Consider the following 17,199-nt stretch of genomic DNA (forward strand, 5'->3'; position numbering starts at 1 on the left):
CTGCCGGCCTTCTCGAAGGTCAGCGTGGCAGGGAATTTCTCGCCCTGCTTGGGCTGTCGCTTCAGGCCGATGAACATCAGGTGATAGCCACCCGGCTTCAGTGCGACCTTGCCGCCGGCCGGGATCACGAGCCCGCCGCTCACCGGCCGCATAGTCATGACGCCGTCCTTGACACTCATCTCATGCAATTCGGCCTTGTCGGAGATGTCGGAGGAAATCGACAGCAGCCGGTCGGGCGAGCCGCCCTTGTTGGTGACGGTGAAATAGCCGCCGGCCACCTTGGCGCCGGGCGGCGTTGCGCGCGACCACGGGTGCCCGACTTCCAGGTCACCGGCCTTGAATTCATGCGCCTGGGCGCCGGGAACGCATGCGAACAGAAGAAGAGCGAACACGGCAAGGCCGAGCCGTTCGAAACCGCGCGGACGAGCTTGCGCTCGCGCGGCGGGAAGAAGATTGGACATGGTTGCTCCATGAGTATGAGATCGCGCCGTGATCCGGCCGCGAGCAGTCTGATCTTGGATGAATGCGCCTGCGAAAGGTTTCGCGGGTTTTTGTCAGACTGCGGCCGGCGGCGCGCGCGGATTGGCCGGAGAGCGGTCGCGGGCAAAATCGAGATGCCGGAAGGCCAAAGGCGGGAAAGCGACCGCGTCGAACACCAGCACCCTGACGGGCGCACGGGTATCCGGCGGCGGCAGATGCGCCGGCGAAACCAGGCTGCAGCCAGCCAAGCAGCAAGCCGGCATATGCTGCCGGTGCGGATCGCCGCCCGGAAGCTTGACCGCCCCGTCATGGGTGCAGATGACGTTGCCGAAGGCATCAAGCTGCGAAGGAGCGCCAAAGGCGAAGGCGCCAAGCGCCGACTGAAGCAACAGCAGCAGCGCCGCGACGAACGCAGCCGGCATGCTCCATCGTCTCAGCCGGATATCCAAATGACCTGCCTCTTTCCAGCAATTCCACCGAGCCTAGCATGGGGGCGGCGGCCGGAAAATCGTCAAAACCGGGCTGCGGCAACGCGGCGCGACGCGCCTGATCAGGCGGGCTGCACCTGCCGCCCTTCCGGAATTGAGCTCAACAGCGTCTGGCGCGCCGACTTCAGGTGCTTGCGGCAGGCGGCGTCCACCTTGGCGGGATCGCGCGATTTCAGCGCCGCGATATAGGCCAGATGCTCCTGGACTGCGACCTCGTTGCGCTCGCGTTCCTGCGCCTTGTTCCATTGGTAGTGGTAGTGGAAGATCATCGCGATCACATCGTAGAAATCGACGATGAAGCGGTTGTGCGAGGCGCGGTGGATCAGCCGGTGGAAGCGCTCATCGAGCTCGGAGAATTCGTTAAAGCGCGTCGCGATCTCGCTCGCCAGTTGGCGATGTTCGATCTCCAGCCGGTCGAGATCGGCCCAGACCGCGCTTTCCTGCGGCAGCGCGACGAAAGCAGCCGCCGAGCGCAGCTCGAACATCTCGCGAATCTCGGTGAGCTCCAGCGCAAAGGCGCGGGTGAAGCCCTTGAGCACCCAGTGGCTGTTGCGCCGCTTCTCGATCAAACCGAAGCGCGAGAAGCGGATCAGGAATTCGCGCACGCTGGTTGTGCCGACGCCGATCTCGCGCGCCAGCTCGAGCTCGTTGATCTGCATGCCCGCTTCCGCGCCGCCGGCGAGCAGCCGGCGCATGAAGGAGCGCTCGATGATCTCGGCCAGCGAGTCGGTCTCTTCCTCGGGGAAGAAATCTTCCGCCTTCGGCGCCCGCAGCACCGTTTTGTTGCGCTTGTTCCAGGCGATAAGCCCGGTTTCTTCCATGCGCGAAAGAATGCTGCGCACCGTGGTGCGGCTGACGCCGAGCAGCGTTCCGAGTTCGGGCTCGGACGGCAGGCTCCTGGTTTCGTCGAGCAGCCGCAGTCCGCGGTTGAAGGCGTCCTTGTAGACGTTGTTGCTCTTCGACATGCCCCGTATCCCCAACGCTTGCGGCAGCCGGCCGGAAGCGCAATATGATCGGTGTTCCTAGCGCAAGCCTCCGAAATGCGGAACGAATTTCGCCGGCTTTACCAAACGGGCGGCCATGCACTCAACGGCGCGCGGCGCGCGATGAAAAAACAATTGACGCAAAAATGTTTTTTCACGATAAAAGACATTACCCTCAAACGGGCGCATGTCAATCCGCCCACACTCCCAGGTTTACCCAGGACAGCCGCCCGTGAACGCCGCAAGCACCATCCTTCTTTCCCCCGCCGACAATGTCGCGGTCGCCAATGGCCGCATCGAGATCGGTGCGGCGCTGCCCGGCGGCGCGGTCGCGGTGGCGGCGATCGACCCAGGGCACAAGGTGGCGATCAAGCCGATCGCGGCGGGCGAAGCGGTGGTTAAATATGCGCAGGCGATCGGCCGCGCCACTCAAGCCATCGCGCCGGGCGAGCACGTCCACTCGCACAATCTGGTGTTCGAGAGCGGCCGCTTGCCGGTGGTGCCGCCGAGCGAGGCCGAGCACGCCACCGAAGCGGACCGCAAGCGCACCTTCATGGGCTATCGCCGCGCCGATGGTCGCGCCGGAACGCGCAACTTCATCGGCATCATCGCCAGCGTCAATTGCTCGTCCACCGTCTGCCATGCGATCGCCGACGAGGCCAATCGCACGCTTTTGCCGAAATATCCCGGCATCGACGGTTTCGTGCCCATCGTCCACGGCCAGGGCTGCGGCATGAGCGCAACCGGCGACGGCATGATGGTGCTGCACCGCACGCTGGCCGGCTATGCTCGCCACCCGAATTTCGGCGGCGTGCTGATGGTCGGTCTGGGCTGCGAGGTCAACCAGCTCACCCTTTATGGCCAAAAGGGCGTCGCGGCGGGAAAGCGGCACTTCAACATCCAGGAGGCCGGCGGCTCGCGCAAATCCGTCGAGCGGGCGATGGGCGTGCTGGCCGAGATCGCCGAGGAGGTCGGCCAGTTGCAGCGCGAACCGATCCCGGTCAGCGAGATCGTAGTCGGCCTGCAATGCGGCGGCTCGGACGGCATGTCCGGCATCACCGCCAATCCGGCGCTGGGGGCGGCGGTCGATATTCTGGCCGGCTGCGGCGGCATCGGCATCCTGTCCGAGACGACCGAGATCTACGGCGCCGAGCATCTGCTTGCCTATCGCGCCGCCTCGCCCGAGATCGCAGCCAAGCTCGACGGCTTTGTGAAATGGTGGGAGGACCATACAGCCAAGCACGGCGCCTCGATCGACAACAATCCCTCGCCGGGCAACAAGCGCGGCGGCCTGACCACGATCCTGGAGAAATCGCTGGGTGCTGTTGCCAAGGGCGGTCAGACGCCGCTCAACGGCGTCTTCGGTTACGCCGAGAAGGTCAGCGGCAGCGGCTTGGTGTTCATGGACACGCCCGGCTACGATCCGGTCTCGGCCACCGGCCAGGTGGCCGGCGGCGCCAATGTCATCGTCTTCACCACCGGCCGCGGCTCCTGCTTCGGCTGCCGTCCGACGCCGTCGATCAAGGTCGCCACGAACTCGACCATGTACCACCAGATGGAAGAGGACATGGACGTCAATTGCGGTGTCATCGCTTCCGGCGAGAAGACGATCGCCGGCATGGGCCGCGAGATCTTCGAGCTGATCATCGAGACGGCGTCCGGACGCAAGACCAAGAGCGAGGCGTTCGGCTACGGCGACAACGAGTTCGTGCCCTGGCATCTCGGCGCGACGCTCTAGATAGTCGAAACGACCGCCGGTCGAACGGCAAAGGGAGGCTTTGATGAACAAACGCCGGATCGGCGCGACCGCGCTCGAAGTCACCGAAGTCAGCTTCGGCGGCGCCGCCATCGGCGGCCTTTATCGCGCCTGTCCGCGCGAGCCCGCAATGGAAACGCTGCAAGCGGCCTGGGACGGCGGGCTGCGTTACTTCGACACCGCGCCCTTCTACGGCTTCGGCCTGTCGGAGCGGCGCACAGGCGATTTCCTGCGTGAGAAGCCGCGCTCCTCCTATGTGCTCTCGACCAAGGTCGGCCGCCTGTTCCGGCCGGTGCCGGAGGACCAGGTTCCCGATCACTCCTATGTCGACCCGCTGCCCTTCGCGCTCGATTACGACTATTCCTATGACGGCATCATGCGCTCGGTGGATTTTTCCTACGCGCGGCTCGGCCTCAACAAGATCGACATCCTGTTCGTCCACGACATCGGCGTCTACACGCATGGCGTCGAGAAGACGAAGCTGCATTTCCGTCAGCTGATGGACGGCGGGCTGAAGGCGCTGGAGGAGCTGAAATCGTCCGGCACGATTTCCGCCTACGGTCTTGGCGTCAACGAGGTCCAGATCTGCCTTGACGTGCTTCGCCGCGCGCCGCTCGACTGCATCCTGCTCGCCAGCCGCTATTCGCTGCTTGATCGCAGCGCCGAGGCCGACCTGCTGCCGCTTTGCCGCGAGCGGCGGACCTCGCTGATCATCGGCGGCGTCTTCAACTCGGGCATATTGGCGACGGGACCGGTGCATGGCGCGCATTTCGATTATCTGCCGGCGAGCAAGGATGTTCTCGACCGCGTCAGCGCAATGGAGCGCATCGCCATCGGAGGTGGCTATCCGCTGGCCGCTGCCGCGTTCCAATTCCCTCTGCACGAGCCTGTCGTTGCCTCGGTGCTGACCGGCACCGCCAAGCCCGCGAATCTGACGCGCAATCTCGAACTGCTGGATATCAAGGTGGCGGCGGCGGAATTTGCCAAATACGATCCTTATACGATCGTCCAGCAGCTTGGCTGAGATGCGGAGGACCCGGCAGACCGATCAGCTGCCACTCGTCACGAAAACGGCATGAGACACCGCTTGCATCGATCCGGGCAATGCACTATCAAAATCCGGCAAATGTTTTTTATTGATAAAGTTCTGTTTGGCTCGCGCCTATCCAAGTGGAGCTTCCGAACCTTCACCGGGCGACTTTAGGGAGGAACCTAATGAAATTCGTAACCAGCCTTCTCAACCGCCGCGCCTTCGTGGCTGTAGCCGCCGCCTCAATGCTCGCCGGTGCGATGCATCCGGCACCCGTCTCGGCGGCAGACGTGACCATCCCGATCATCGTCAAGGACACGACTTCGTTCTACTGGCAAATCGTGCTGGCCGGCGCCCGCAAGGCCGGCCAGGATCTCGGCATCAACGTGCCGGAACTCGGCGCCCAGGCCGAAACCGACGTCAACGGTCAGATCTCGATCCTCGAGAACGCCGTGGCCGGCAATCCGGCCGCGATCGTGATCGCGCCGACCGAAGCCAAGGCGCTCGGCAAGCCGATCGACGAGGCGGCGACCAAGGTCAAGGTCATCGGCATCGATTCCAGCGCCGAATCCAAGGCCTTCACCTCTTTCCTCACCACCGACAACGTCCAGGGCGGCCGTGTCGCGGCTGACGGTCTCGCCGCCGCGATCGGCGCCGCCAATGGCGGCAAGGTCGAGGGCAAGGTTGCGCTGATCACCGCGCTGCCCGGCGCCGGCTCGCTCGAGCAGCGCGCGCAAGGGTTCAAGGAACAGCTCAAGGCGAAATATCCCGGCCTCGAACTGGTCGCCGACAAATATGCCGACGGTCAGGCCACCACCGGCCTCAACATCGCGACCGACCTGATCACCGCCAATCCGGACCTCAAGGGCATCTTCGCCTCGAACCTGATCATGGCGCAGGGCGTTGGCCAGGCGATCGCCGAGAACAACCTCGCCGGCAAGGTGGCGCTGATCGGTTTCGATAGCGACGAGAAGCTGATCAAGTTCCTCAACGACGGCGTCATCTCCGGCCTCGTCGTCCAGGATCCGTACCGGATGGGCTACGACGGCATCAAGACCGCCTTAGCCGCCTCGAAGGGCGAGAAGGTCGAGGCCAATGTCGACACCGGCGCCAATCTCGTCACCAAGGACAACATGAAGGATCCGAAGATCGACGCGCTGCTCAACCCGAAGCTCAACTGATCTTCGCGACATTCGTTTCCGGGGCTTCGCCGCCCCGGAAACATCGCGGCGGACAGCTTGGAAATCCGCCGGCTTGCTTTAGGCTCTGCCTTCTAGATGCGCGCCAGACGCATCGCTGCGTATCCAACGGTTGGATCAATCTGGGAGGATTGTCATGACGTCGACGGCGCAGGAACTGCACCCGCCCCCCACGCTGAAACCGGGCAGGACCATCCTCGAGTTGAAAGGCCTGGAAAAGCGCTATCCCGGCACGCATGCGCTGAAGCCGGTGGACCTTGCCTTCAAGTCGGGCGAGATCCACGCCATCGTCGGCGAGAACGGCGCCGGCAAATCGACGCTGATAAAGCTTTTAACCGGCGTCATGCCGCGCACCTCCGGCGAAGTCGTCTGGGAAGGTAAACCCGAGGCGCTGTCCACGCCGCACGAGGCGATGGCGCTCGGCATCAATGCCGTCCACCAGGAGGTCGTGCTTTGCCGCCACCTCACCGTCGCCGCCAACATGTTCCTCGGCGAGGAGAATTCCCGCTTCGGTCTGTTGCAGCAGCGCGCCATGGTGAAGGAAGCGCAGAAGATCATCGATGGGCTCGGCTTCGACCTGCCCGCGCATGTTATGCTCGGCGACCTCACCATCGGCCAGCAGCAGCTGATCGCCGCCGCCCGCGCCACGGTACGCGGGACAAAGTTCCTCATCTTCGACGAGCCGACCGCCTACTTGACCCGCAAGGAGGCCGACCAGTTGTTCAAGCTGATCCGCCGGCTAAAGGGCGAAGGCGTCACCATCATCTATATCAGCCACCGCATGGAGGAGGTGTTCGAGCTTGCCGATCGCGTTTCGGTGCTGCGCGACGGCACGCTCGTCGGCACCCGCAACATAGCCGAGACCAGCGAGCCGGAACTGGTCAAGCTGATGATCAACCGCTCGATCGAGCAGATCTACCACAAGGAGCATTTCACGCCGGGCGCGACGATCGTCGAGACGCGGAATCTCTCCGGCAAGGGTTTCGAGAACATCTCGGTGACTGTCCGCGCGGGCGAGATCGTCGGACTTTACGGCTTGATCGGAGCCGGCCGCAGCGAGTTCGTCACCACGCTTTACGGCCGCCACAGGAAGTCGGCCGGTCAGATCCTGTGGCAAGGCAAGGAGGTGCAAGTCAACTCCGAGCATGACGCGATAAGGCTCGGCATGGCCCTCGCCCCCGAAAGCCGCCGCGACCAAGGCCTTTGCCTCAACCTGCCGGTCGGCACGAATCTCAACCTGCCGATCTACAAGCGCATCTCGAGCAATCTTCTGATCTCAGGCTCGCGCGAGAAGGCCGAGGCCGATCGCCAGATAGCCGATCTCAGGATCAAGACGCCGACCCGCCACGCGCTGGCCTCCAGCCTGTCGGGCGGCAACCAGCAGAAGATCGTCATCGGCAAATGGCTGGCGCATGGCGCCAAGCTGTTCATCTTCGACGAGCCGACGGTCGGCGTCGATGTCGGCACCAAGGCCGAGATTTACCGGCTGTTCTCGACGCTTCTGTCCAAGGGCGCCGGCATCATCCTGATCTCGTCCTACCTGCCGGAAGTCTACGAGCTCGCCGACACGCTGCATGTGTTCCGCCGCGGCAAGCTGGTCGCCACGCATGGCTTCCGCACCGCCAGCCATGAGGACATTTTGGGCCAAGCGCTGGCCGAGAAACAAGAAAAGACGGGAGGACAAAAATGAGCACCGAGGCGATCCCCGCCGAAAAGCCGAAGCGCAATTACAACGCCCTGTTCGGGCTGACGCTGCTCGGCTTGTTGCTTTTGATGTGGATCGTGCTGGCGGTCGCCACACCCTCCTTCGCCACGACGCTCAACATCACCAATCTTTTGCGTCAGGGTTCGCTGATCGCCATCCTCGCGGTCGGCCAGACCTTCGTCATCATCACCGGCGGCATCGACCTCTCGGTCGGTGCCGTGGTCGGCTTCACCACCGTCATCGTGGCGCTTCTGATCAATGCCGGCTGGCCGATCTGGGCGGCTGTGCTCATTACCTTGCTCGCCGGCGTCGCCATCGGCCTGTTCCACGGCTTCGGCATCGTCAAGATGGGCCTGCCGCCCTTCATCATCACCCTGGCCACGATGACGTCGCTGCGCGGCATCGGCCTCTTGATGACCAACGGCAATTCGATCTCGATCAACAGCGACCCGTTCCAGGCCTTCTCGCGCGGCTCGCTGCTCGGCATCCCCTATCTGTTCTGGATGGTGATCCTGGTCGCCATACCGTCCTACGTGTTCCTGCACCACACGCGCTGGGGCCGCTATTTATTCTCGGTCGGCTCCAATGCGGAGGCCGCGCGCCTTTCCGGCGTGAACGTGCCGCGCACCATCTTCATGGCCTATATCCTGTCCGGCCTGCTCGCGGCTTTCGTGGGTGTGCTGCTTGCCTCGCGCATCGGCATCGGCAACCCGACCCAGGGCGACACTTATGAGCTGCAGGCTATCGCCTCGTCGGTGATCGGCGGCACCTCGCTGTTCGGCGCCATCGGCTCGGTGCACGGGCCGCTGATCGGCTCCTTCATTCTTTCGACGATCAACAACGGCGCCAACCTGCTCAACGTCAACACCTTCTGGCAGCGCGTCATCACGGGCCTGCTGATCATCGTCATCGTCTACTTCGACGGCCTGCGCCGTCGCGGCAAATAATCGTTCCTGAAATGACGCGCCGGCCCCGGTCGAGCGGGGCCGACGCCCCCTTCTAATACTGGATCAGCGCATGAAAGCCGTCGTCTGCCGCTCGCCTGGCGACCTTGTTCTCGAAGACCGCGCCGAACCCGGCGCGCCGCCGCCCGGCTGGGCGCGCATCGCAGTCAGCCATGTCGGCATCTGCGGCACCGACTATCACATCTTCGAAGGCAAGCACCCGTTCCTCGCCTATCCGCGCATCATGGGCCACGAGGTCTCGGGCACAGTCGTCGAGCGAGGTGAAGGCGTCGAGCTTGCCATCGGCGAGCCGGTGATCATCAACCCCTATCTCGCCTGCGGCAAATGCGTTGCCTGCCGGCACGGCAAGCCGAACTGCTGCGTGCAGATCGAGGTGCTTGGCGTCCATCGCGACGGCGCCATGTGCGACGAGATCCTGGTGCCGGCGCAAAACCTTTATCCGGCAAATGGCCTATCGCTGGCCGATGCCGCCGCCGTCGAATTCCTGGCCATCGGCGCACACGCCGTGCGGCGCTCGCTGAGTGCGCCCGGCCAGCGCACGCTGGTCATCGGCGCCGGTCCGATCGGCCTTGGCACGGCACTGTTCGCCCGCATTGCCGGCCTCGATGTCAGCCTGCTCGACATGAGCACCGAACGGCTCGGTTTCGCCGAAAGCGAGCTCGGCTTTGCCGCGCTCGACGGCTCGAAAGCACAGGCAGCCGATCTGGTGCGGCAGGCGTCCGGCGGCGAAGGCTTCGACCTTGTGTTCGACGCCACCGGCAACACGCAGTCGGTGCAGTCCGCCTTCACCCATGTCGCGCATGGCGGAGCGCTTGTTTTGGTCAGCGTCGTCAAGGACGACATCACCTTCTCCGATCCCGAGTTTCACAAGCGCGAGATGACGCTGGTCGGCAGCCGTAATGCGCTCAGAGCAGACTTCGACCATGTCGCCGCCTCGATCCGCAACGGCGCCGTGCCGCTGGAGAAACTCGTCACCCACCGCACCACCCTTGCCGATACGCCGCGCGATCTAGCGCGCTGGGCGCACGAAAAATCCGGGTTGATCAAAGCGGTTATCGAGGTCGGATAGGGAGGCCCGACCCGCCCGTCGATGACGACCTCAGGGGTTGTCGCCCTTGATGACGACGTCGAAGGCTAGTCGGAGGCGACTGGCGTCCATGAGCGGTTGTTGCGCCATGCGCTGGCCAAGTCCGGCGTGCCGTTCTCGCCGCACAACCCGGCACACACCCACCACTATGCGAAGTCGACAAGACGGCGCGCCAAGACCGATCGTCTCGATGCCGCAAACCTCGCAGCCCGCTCAGGGTCCAAGAACTGGCCATCATCGCCGTTGCAAGGAAGCTCCTGGTCGTCCTCAATGCCATCATTCGAGACAAAAACAGCCTTCGCATGAACACAGTAATGCCGTTCCCTAAGCCGTAGAATGCAGCCGGTGCAGAATTGCATCGTGGCGGAGCGTCGACGTCACGGAATGGGTCCTCGGGTCTCGGCGTCCGCTTCGCTCCCGCTCCGCCCGTGGATAACGAATGGAGAGGGCGTTTAAGCGGCAGCCTTCCACCCATCTCTGATATGCCGATACCCTTCGCGATAAACTGCCTCCGGGCTCTCTGCGAAATCCCGCCACACCTTGGTCGCAGCTGCCAGATCCTTCAGTGATCGGCCGAACGACTCGATCGTAAGCCAATCGTCATAGCCGCTCTTGCGGATCGCCGCGAAAGTTTCCTTCCAGGGGACGTGGCCGCGCCCCGGCACGCCGCGGTCGTTCTCCGAAATATGGATATGGACGACATTTTTGCGGTTGCGGGTATAGGCGCCGATCGGATCGGCCTCCTCGATATTGGCGTGAAAAGTGTCGTACATCGCCTTGATGTGCGGCCGGTCGATCGCGTCGACATGCTCGGACAGGTCGTCCATCGTGTTGACCAGATAGCACTCGAAGCGGTTCAGCGCCTCAAGCCCGATGGTGACGCCCCTCTTGCCGGCATGATCGCCAATGGCCCGCTGCGAGGTGACTGAGCGCTTCTTCTCGGCCGCTGTCGGCCCGCTGCCGGAAAAGGCGCCAAGCGTAGAATGCAGCGGCCCGCTCAGCCTGTCCGCGCCGAGCGCCGCGCTGCAGTCGATCGCCCATTTCATGTATTCGATGCCGGCCCTGCGCGTTGCGGCGTCGGGCGAGATCAGGTTCATCGCCGGGTCGCCCATCGCCGAGACCGCGGTGCGCTCCAGTCCGATGCGATCGAGCATCTCGCCCAGCTTCTTGTAGTCATCCGGTTCGCCCGCGAAGACCGGTATCTCGACGCCGTCGAAACCGGTCCCCTTGATATCTTTCAGCAGCGCCTCGTGCTTTTTCGAGACGCTCGTCGTCCACAAGAACATGCACATGCCGATTTTCATCGACACCCCTCCTCTGGCGGCCAACCACTTGCGCTAGCGGGCCGCACGCACTCCCCCTCATCCGGCCCGCGCCGGCGCCCGCCCCTATAGCCTCGTCCACGCCCCGTTCTTCTTCGACGACTTCACGCACGCCTCGATGAAGGCCATGCCTTCGACGCCGTCCGCGATCGTCGGGAAGGCGACATCCTTGGCAAGCTTGCCGCCCTTTTTTCGGGCCGCGCGGATGGCGCGGGCCGCTTCCTGGTAGATATTGGCGAAGCCTTCGAGATAGCCCTCCGGATGGCCGGAGGGCACGCGGCTGACGCGCGCCGCTACCGGCATCGCACCGGCGCCCGCCCGGGTCAGCAACTGCTTCGGCTGGCCGAAGGGCGTGTACCAGAGATAGTTCGGGTCGGCCTGCACCCATTCGAGCCCGCCCTTCGAGCCGTAGATGCGCAGCTTCAGCCCGTTCTCGTGGCCGGGCGCCACCTGGCTCGCCCAGATCATGCCCTTGGCCGGATGCTTGTTGCCGACCGGCTTGAAGCGCAACAGCACATTGACGTTGTCGTCGAGCTGGCGTCCCGGCACGAAGGCGTCGAGATCGGCCGAAAGCGAATCGAGCTCCAGCCCCGAGACGAAGCGGGCGAGGTTGTAGGCGTGCGTGCCGATGTCGCCGAGCGCGCCGCCGGCGCCGGCCTGCTTGGGGTCGGAGCGCCATGAGGCCTGCTTCTGGCCGGTCGCGGCGAGGTCTTCGGTCAGCCAGTCCTGCGGATATTCCGACTGCACGATGCGGATGTCGCCGAGCATGCCCTTGGCCACCATCTCGCGCGCCTGCCGCACCATCGGATAGGCGGTGTAGTTGTGGGTGAGCACGAACACCTTTCCAGCCTTCTCGACCAGCGCGGCAAGCTTCTTCGCCTCGGCGAGCGAGGTCGCGAGCGGCTTGTCGCAGATGACGTGGATACCCGCCTCCAGGAAGGCTTTGGCCGCCGGCACATGCACATTGTTGGGCGTGACGATCGCCACTGCCTCGATGCCGTCCGGGCGTTTGGCTTCGGCCTTGGCCATCTCGGCATAGGAGCCGTAGCTGCGTGACGGATCGAGCCCGAGTTCTTCGGCCGAGGCCTTCGCGCGCGCCGGGTCCGACGACAGCGCGCCGGCCACCAGCACGAAGTCGTTGTCCATGCGCGCCGCAATCCGGTGCACCGCGCCGATGAAAGCGCCCTGCCCGCCGCCGACCATGCCGTAGCGGATCGGGCCGCCTCCCGTTTCCGATTTCGATGCGCCGACCATGCTTTCGTTCTCCCTCATGTTGGTTAGCTCCCCCTTGAGGGGAGGTCGATCCGCACAGCGGATCGGGTGGGGTCGCCGGGCGTGGATCTCGGCATAAACCGACCCAGCCCGGCCCTTTGGGCCACTCTCCCCTCGAGGGGAGGATAAAGGTGCTAAATCCCCATCATCGCGCGCAGCAGCTTCTTGTCGCTGGTGCCGCCGGCGAAATCATCAAAGGCCCTTTCGGTGACCCGGATGATATGATGCTGGATGAAGGGTGCGCCTTCGGCCGCGCCGTCCTCGGGATGCTTGAGGCAGCATTCCCATTCCAGCACCGCCCAGGAACCGTAGTTGTACTGGGTGAGCTTGGAGAAGATGCCGCTGAAATCGACCTGCCCGTCGCCGAGTGAACGGAAACGCCCGGCACGGTTCACCCAGCCCTGATAGCCCGAATAGACGCCTTGCCGCCCCGTCGGGTTGAACTCGGCATCCTTGACGTGGAAGGCCTTGATCCGCTCGTGGTAGATGTCGATGAACTCGAGATAGTCGAGCTGCTGCAACAGGAAGTGCGACGGGTCGTAATTGATGTTGCAGCGCTTGTGGCCGCCGACCGCGTCGAGAAACATCTCGAAGGTCGCGCCGTCGAACACGTCCTCGCCTGGATGGATCTCGTAGCCGATATCGACGCCGTTCTCATCATAGACGTCGAGGATCGGCTTCCAGCGCTTGCCAAGCTCGGCAAACGCCTCCTCGATCAGCCCAGGCGGCCGCTGTGGCCACGGATAGAGGTACGGGAAGGCGAGCGCGCCGCTGAAGCTTACCGACGCCTTGAGGCCGAGATTCTTCGATGCTTTGGCGCCGAATTCCATCTGCTCGACCGCCCATTTCTGCCGGGCCTTCGGATTGTTGTGCACCTCGGGTGGCGCAAACCCGTCGAACTCCGCGTCGTAAGCCGGATGCACCGCCACCAACTGCCCCTGCAGGTGCGTCGACAGTTCGGTAATCTCGACGCCGGCTTCAGTGCAGATGCCCTTGACCTCGTCGCAATAGGTTTTCGATGACGCCGCCTTTTTCAGGTCGAACAGGCGTCCGTCCCAGGTCGGGATCTGTACGCCCTTGTAGCCGAGCCCGGCCGCCCATTTGGTGATTGAAGCCAGCGAATTGAACGGCGCGGCGTCGCCCGCGAACTGCGCCAGAAACAGGCCGGGACCCTTCATCGTCGTCGGCATCGGCATCCTTCCTCTCTCGTTCTCATGGACCAAGCATAGCGCCGATTGAAGCGAGGGCTAGCCTCTTCGACCGTTCGTCTCGGCGCCGACAAGCAGCGGCATTCTGGTATTACCAAATACGGCTGTTTGGTCAAGCGGCCAGAAACAGCTGGAATGCGATCCGCACGATTGCCGAAAGGTATCTTAATCTATTCAAATCAAAGCATTGACTGATGAGTTGAGCCCAATAGGTGGTCTCCTTGCCGTTACTGTGAATTTGCTGTAGAGGTTCTGTCAGGCCCAATTGGTCGAACCAGTTTCGAGAAAAACACTGGAACGCCGTGGGGAGGAGATCATACGACGGGCTCGGTGGAGAACGTCGCGAAAAACGTGACAGGCGAATTCTGGGAAGGATAGACCATGCATCTTTCGACGCACAACTGGATGCGGGCGGAGCCGCTGGAGGTGACGCTGAAGCGCATCAAGAAGTTCGGCTATGAGTCGATCGAGATTTCCGGCGAGCCCGAGCAGTACAAGACCAAGGAAACGCGCGCGCTCCTGAAGGAGCACGGCATACGTTGCTGGGGTTCGGTGACGCTGATGCTGGGCGAACGCAACCTTGCTGCCAAGAACCAGGGCCAGCGCGAGCGATCGGTACAATATGTCAAGGACGTGCTGACCATGGTGAGCGAGCTTGACGGCGAGATCATCACGCTGGTTCCCGCCACCGTCGGCAAGGTGGTGCCCGACGGCACCGAGGCGGAAGAGTGGGGCTGGGTGGTGGACGCCACGCGCGAATGCTTCGCGCATGCCAAGAAGGTCGGCGTCAAGATCGCCGTCGAGCCGCTCAACCGCTTCGAGACCTACCTCTTCAATCGTGGTGCCCAGGCGCTCGCGCTCGCGGATGCGGTGAGCCCGGAATGCGGCGTCTGCCTCGACGCCTACCACATCCATATGGAGGAATTTAACGTCTATGACGCCATCCGCCAGGTCGGCAAGCGCCTCTACGACTTCCATGTCGCCGACAACAACCGCTTTGCCGCGGGTCTCGGCCAGATCGACTGGCCGAAGATCGTCGGCACGCTGAAGGAGATCGGCTATGACGGCGCGCTGACCAACGAGTTCGTCGCGCCGGTCGACCGCACGCCGGCCGCCCCTTATCCGGAGATGGTGGAGCGCAACCCGGTCGACATCTCGCCCGAGCAGCTCAAATTCATCCAGGATCACGGCTCCAGCGTGCTCACCGAGAAGTTCTACACCGATCAGATGCGCATCACCGCCGAAACGCTGCTGCCGCTGATCAAGTAGACCGGTCCGATTGGAGCTTAGCCCTACCGTCCTCGCCGGGCGGCGGGTCCGGGGATCAAGATGCGTATAAGAAGCGTCCAGGCCTGGTGGGTTCGTATACCGATCGAAGTCGCAAAGCAGCATCGCAGCGACTTCGGTCAGGTGACGACGTTCGACGCCGCCATCCTGCGCGTCGAGACCGACGACGGCCTGGTCGGCTGGGGCGAGGGCAAGAACGCCGCCGGCAGCGCCGGCAGCTATGGCGCGCTGGTCCACATGCTGAACCACGAGATTGCGCCGCAGCTCATCGGCCGCGATCCGGCCGATATCGGTATCATCTGGGAGATGCTCTACAACGGCGTGCGACACCACACGGCGGCCCATGCCGGCCATGCCATGCCCCAGCTGGCGCGGCGCGGCATGAGCGTGGCGGCGATCAGCGCGGTCGACATCGCGCTTTGGGACATCCTCGGCAAGTCGCTGGGGCAGCCGGTCTGGCGGCTGCTCGGCGGCCGCAAGGTCGAGCGCATGCAAGCCTATGCCTCGGGCGGCTGGGCGCCAGCCGATACCATCGGCGACCAGCTCAAATCCTATATCGCCAAAGGCGGTTTCAAGGCGCTGAAGATGCGCATCGGCGCCATGGACGGCGCCCCGCATATCTCGGCCGCGCGCGTCCGCGCCGCCAGGGAAGCGATCGGTCCTGACGTCGAACTGATGGTGGACGCGCACGGCACCTACACCGTCGCCGAGGCCAAGCGCTTCATCAGCCTCACCGCTGATCTCGATCTGGCTTGGTTCGAGGAGCCGGTGATCGCCGACGACAAGCACGGTATGGCCGAGGTGCGCGCGTCCGGTTCTACCCCGATCGCCACCGGCGAGAGCGAGGCGACCCGCTATGCCTTTCGCGATCTGGCCGTGCTGAAATCGGCCGACATCTTCCAGCCTGATCCCGCCTTCTGCGGCGGCATCAGCGAGGCGATGAAGATCGGCACCATCGCCAGCGCCTTCAACCTGCGCTTCGCGCCGCATCTGTGGGCCGGCGCGCCCTGCTTCTTCGCTGGACTGCATGTCTGCGCGGCTTCCCCCGCGACCTTCATCGTCGAGTATTCGCTGGGCGCCAATCCGATGATCCACGATCTCGTCGAGGAGACTGTCGAAGCAAAGGACGGTATGATCGCGATCCCTGAAAAGCCCGGATTGGGTTTCACCGTTTCGGAGCGATTCCTGGAGGCGCACGCGCTACGCATTTGACGATGAAAGAAAAGAACCTTCTTGCGGAACTCGCCGCCTATCTGTTCTCCAACTCGGACAAGGAGTCGGGCCGCACGCCGTCGGAGCGCGAGCTGGCGGAGCATTTCGCCGTCAGCCGCGGCCAGATCCGCGAGGCGCTTGCCATCCTCGAAGCGATGCGCATCGTCGAGCGCCGCGCCAAGTCCGGCATCTATATCGATACCAAGCAGGCGAGCGTGGAAGCGTTAGCGCTTTTCGCCCGCGCGGGCCTGCCGCTGGATCCGGTGCAGATCTACGAGACCGTCGAGCTGCGCAAGATCCACGAGATCAAGGCGGCCGAGCTTGCCTGCTCACGCGCCACCGAGGAGAATTTCGAGCGGCTGCGCGAGATCCTGAAGGCTTCCGAGGAGCGCATCGCCGCCGGCGAAGGCCTCGCCAAGGAAGACCGCGAGTTCCACCTCGAAATCGTGCGAGCGACCAAGAACGGCGTCTTTCACAACATCTGCAGCGTCTATTACCTGATGGGCGAGCAGCGCCTGCCGATCTATTTCAACGATCTGGAGCGCAGCATGCGCTCGCATGCCGAACACATCCAGATCTACGAGGCGCTGTTGCGCCGCGACGGCAACCTCGCCCAGGCGCTGATGAGTGCGCACCTGCAAGGGGCCGAGAGCTACTGGAAGGGGATCATCGAAGGTCGCTGGACCGAGCCGAAAAGCGCGGCGCTCGAAAGGGCCTGAGCTTCATGCGCAAGATCCTGTCGACGCACCCGCTACATCCGCGCGCGACAAGCATGCTGGCGGGAGCCGGCCGGCTGGTCGTCGCCTCCGCGCTCGATGCAAAAACGCTGGCTGCCGAGGCGAAAGACGCCGACATCGTCATCGTCCGAGCGCCGCTGCCGCCGGAGCTGTTCGCAGGCGCGTCCCTGTTGCGCGCCGCGATCCGCCATGGCGCGGGACTGGACATGATCCCGGTCGAGGCGGCCACCGCCGCCGGCGTGCTGGTGGCGAACGTGCCGGCCGTCAATGCCCGCTCGGTGGCCGAACATGTGGTGTTCACGGCGCTGGCGCTGCTCAGGCGCTTCCGCATCATGGATCGCGACCTGCGCGCCAAGGGCTGGCTCGCCGGGCGCAGGCTGCGCGTCGTCGCCACGACCTTGAGGTCGAAGCCGTGCGCGGCGATGTGGCCGACGGCCTGGCCGACGGCCACATCGCCGCGCACGGCTT

The 17,199-nt window shown here is 63.9% G+C and carries 15 protein-coding genes and 1 pseudogene; 10 read left to right on the top strand and 6 right to left on the bottom strand.

All coding sequences use genetic code 11. The features are described from left to right. From EOA49_RS22780 to EOA49_RS22790, 3 genes are all read right to left on the bottom strand, one after another. Window positions 1-461: copper chaperone PCu(A)C (locus tag EOA49_RS22780; protein WP_164749265.1), on the bottom strand; the 461-nt coding region annotated here is incomplete at its 3' end. A gap of 93 nt (window positions 462-554) precedes the next feature. Next, window positions 555-902, bottom strand: a complete 348-nt coding sequence (locus tag EOA49_RS22785) for a DUF2946 family protein (RefSeq protein WP_067318942.1) — start codon at window positions 900-902, stop codon at window positions 555-557. A 128-nt stretch (window positions 903-1,030) separates the two neighbouring features. Further along, window positions 1,031-1,933: a GntR family transcriptional regulator gene (locus EOA49_RS22790; protein ID WP_095780099.1), complete on the bottom strand. Its 903-nt coding sequence runs from the start codon at window positions 1,931-1,933 to the stop codon at window positions 1,031-1,033. A gap of 250 nt (window positions 1,934-2,183) precedes the next feature. Here EOA49_RS22790 and EOA49_RS22795 point away from each other — a divergent pair, with 250 nt between their 5' ends. The 6 genes from EOA49_RS22795 to EOA49_RS22820 all read left to right on the top strand — a co-directional run bounded on the left by EOA49_RS22795 (window position 2,184) and on the right by EOA49_RS22820 (window position 9,675). Then, window positions 2,184-3,689, top strand: a complete 1,506-nt coding sequence (locus tag EOA49_RS22795) for an altronate dehydratase family protein (protein WP_067004128.1) — start codon at window positions 2,184-2,186, stop codon at window positions 3,687-3,689. A 43-nt stretch (window positions 3,690-3,732) separates the two neighbouring features. Then, a complete protein-coding gene (locus EOA49_RS22800; RefSeq protein WP_095823525.1) occupies window positions 3,733-4,731 on the top strand; it encodes an aldo/keto reductase in 999 nt (332 codons plus the stop codon). Between the two features lie 191 nt (window positions 4,732-4,922). Continuing rightward, window positions 4,923-5,918 (top strand): ABC transporter substrate-binding protein, encoded by a 996-nt coding sequence (locus EOA49_RS22805; RefSeq protein WP_127240670.1) that lies wholly within the window; start codon window positions 4,923-4,925, stop codon window positions 5,916-5,918. A gap of 154 nt (window positions 5,919-6,072) precedes the next feature. After that, window positions 6,073-7,626 (top strand): sugar ABC transporter ATP-binding protein, encoded by a 1,554-nt coding sequence (locus EOA49_RS22810; protein WP_127240671.1) that lies wholly within the window; start codon window positions 6,073-6,075, stop codon window positions 7,624-7,626. Further along, on the top strand, window positions 7,623-8,588 hold the full coding sequence (locus EOA49_RS22815) for an ABC transporter permease (protein ID WP_067004136.1): 966 nt from the start codon (window positions 7,623-7,625) through the stop codon (window positions 8,586-8,588). The genes EOA49_RS22810 and EOA49_RS22815 overlap by 4 nt, the downstream gene beginning before the upstream one ends. Window positions 8,589-8,658: 70 nt before the next feature. Next, window positions 8,659-9,675 carry a zinc-binding alcohol dehydrogenase family protein gene (locus tag EOA49_RS22820; protein ID WP_127240672.1) on the top strand — a complete coding sequence of 339 codons (1,017 nt, stop codon included), beginning with the start codon at window positions 8,659-8,661 and terminating at the stop codon, window positions 9,673-9,675. A 470-nt stretch (window positions 9,676-10,145) separates the two neighbouring features. Here EOA49_RS22820 and EOA49_RS22830 read toward each other — a convergent pair whose 3' ends face one another. The 3 genes from EOA49_RS22830 to EOA49_RS22840 form a co-directional block, all read right to left on the bottom strand. After that, window positions 10,146-10,997: a sugar phosphate isomerase/epimerase gene (locus tag EOA49_RS22830; RefSeq protein ID WP_127240674.1), complete on the bottom strand. Its 852-nt coding sequence runs from the start codon at window positions 10,995-10,997 to the stop codon at window positions 10,146-10,148. Window positions 10,998-11,081: 84 nt separating this feature from the next. Beyond that, window positions 11,082-12,269 (bottom strand): Gfo/Idh/MocA family oxidoreductase, encoded by a 1,188-nt coding sequence (locus tag EOA49_RS22835; RefSeq protein WP_095780126.1) that lies wholly within the window; start codon window positions 12,267-12,269, stop codon window positions 11,082-11,084. Between the two features lie 152 nt (window positions 12,270-12,421). Then, complete coding sequence (locus EOA49_RS22840) at window positions 12,422-13,477, bottom strand: sugar phosphate isomerase/epimerase (RefSeq protein WP_127240675.1); 1,056 nt, start codon at window positions 13,475-13,477, stop codon at window positions 12,422-12,424. A gap of 399 nt (window positions 13,478-13,876) precedes the next feature. On the opposite strand from EOA49_RS22840, the gene EOA49_RS22845 reads away from it, so the two are divergent. The 4 genes and pseudogenes from EOA49_RS22845 to EOA49_RS22860 form a co-directional block, all read left to right on the top strand. After that, the gene (locus EOA49_RS22845; RefSeq protein ID WP_066989944.1) at window positions 13,877-14,764 is read left to right on the top strand and encodes a sugar phosphate isomerase/epimerase; all 888 of its coding nucleotides are present in this window, start codon (window positions 13,877-13,879) and stop codon (window positions 14,762-14,764) included. 60 nt (window positions 14,765-14,824) lie between these two features. Next, window positions 14,825-15,994, top strand: coding sequence for a mandelate racemase/muconate lactonizing enzyme family protein (locus tag EOA49_RS22850; protein ID WP_127243361.1), 1,170 nt, complete (start codon window positions 14,825-14,827; stop codon window positions 15,992-15,994). 2 nt (window positions 15,995-15,996) lie between these two features. Next, complete coding sequence (locus tag EOA49_RS22855) at window positions 15,997-16,713, top strand: FadR/GntR family transcriptional regulator (RefSeq protein WP_067318961.1); 717 nt, start codon at window positions 15,997-15,999, stop codon at window positions 16,711-16,713. Window positions 16,714-16,718: 5 nt separating this feature from the next. Beyond that, window positions 16,719-17,199, top strand: a pseudogene (locus tag EOA49_RS22860) (hypothetical protein); the annotation flags it as partial.

This window comes from Mesorhizobium sp. M1A.F.Ca.IN.020.04.1.1 (assembly GCF_003997315.1).
Taxonomy (GTDB): Bacteria; Pseudomonadota; Alphaproteobacteria; order Rhizobiales; family Rhizobiaceae; genus Mesorhizobium.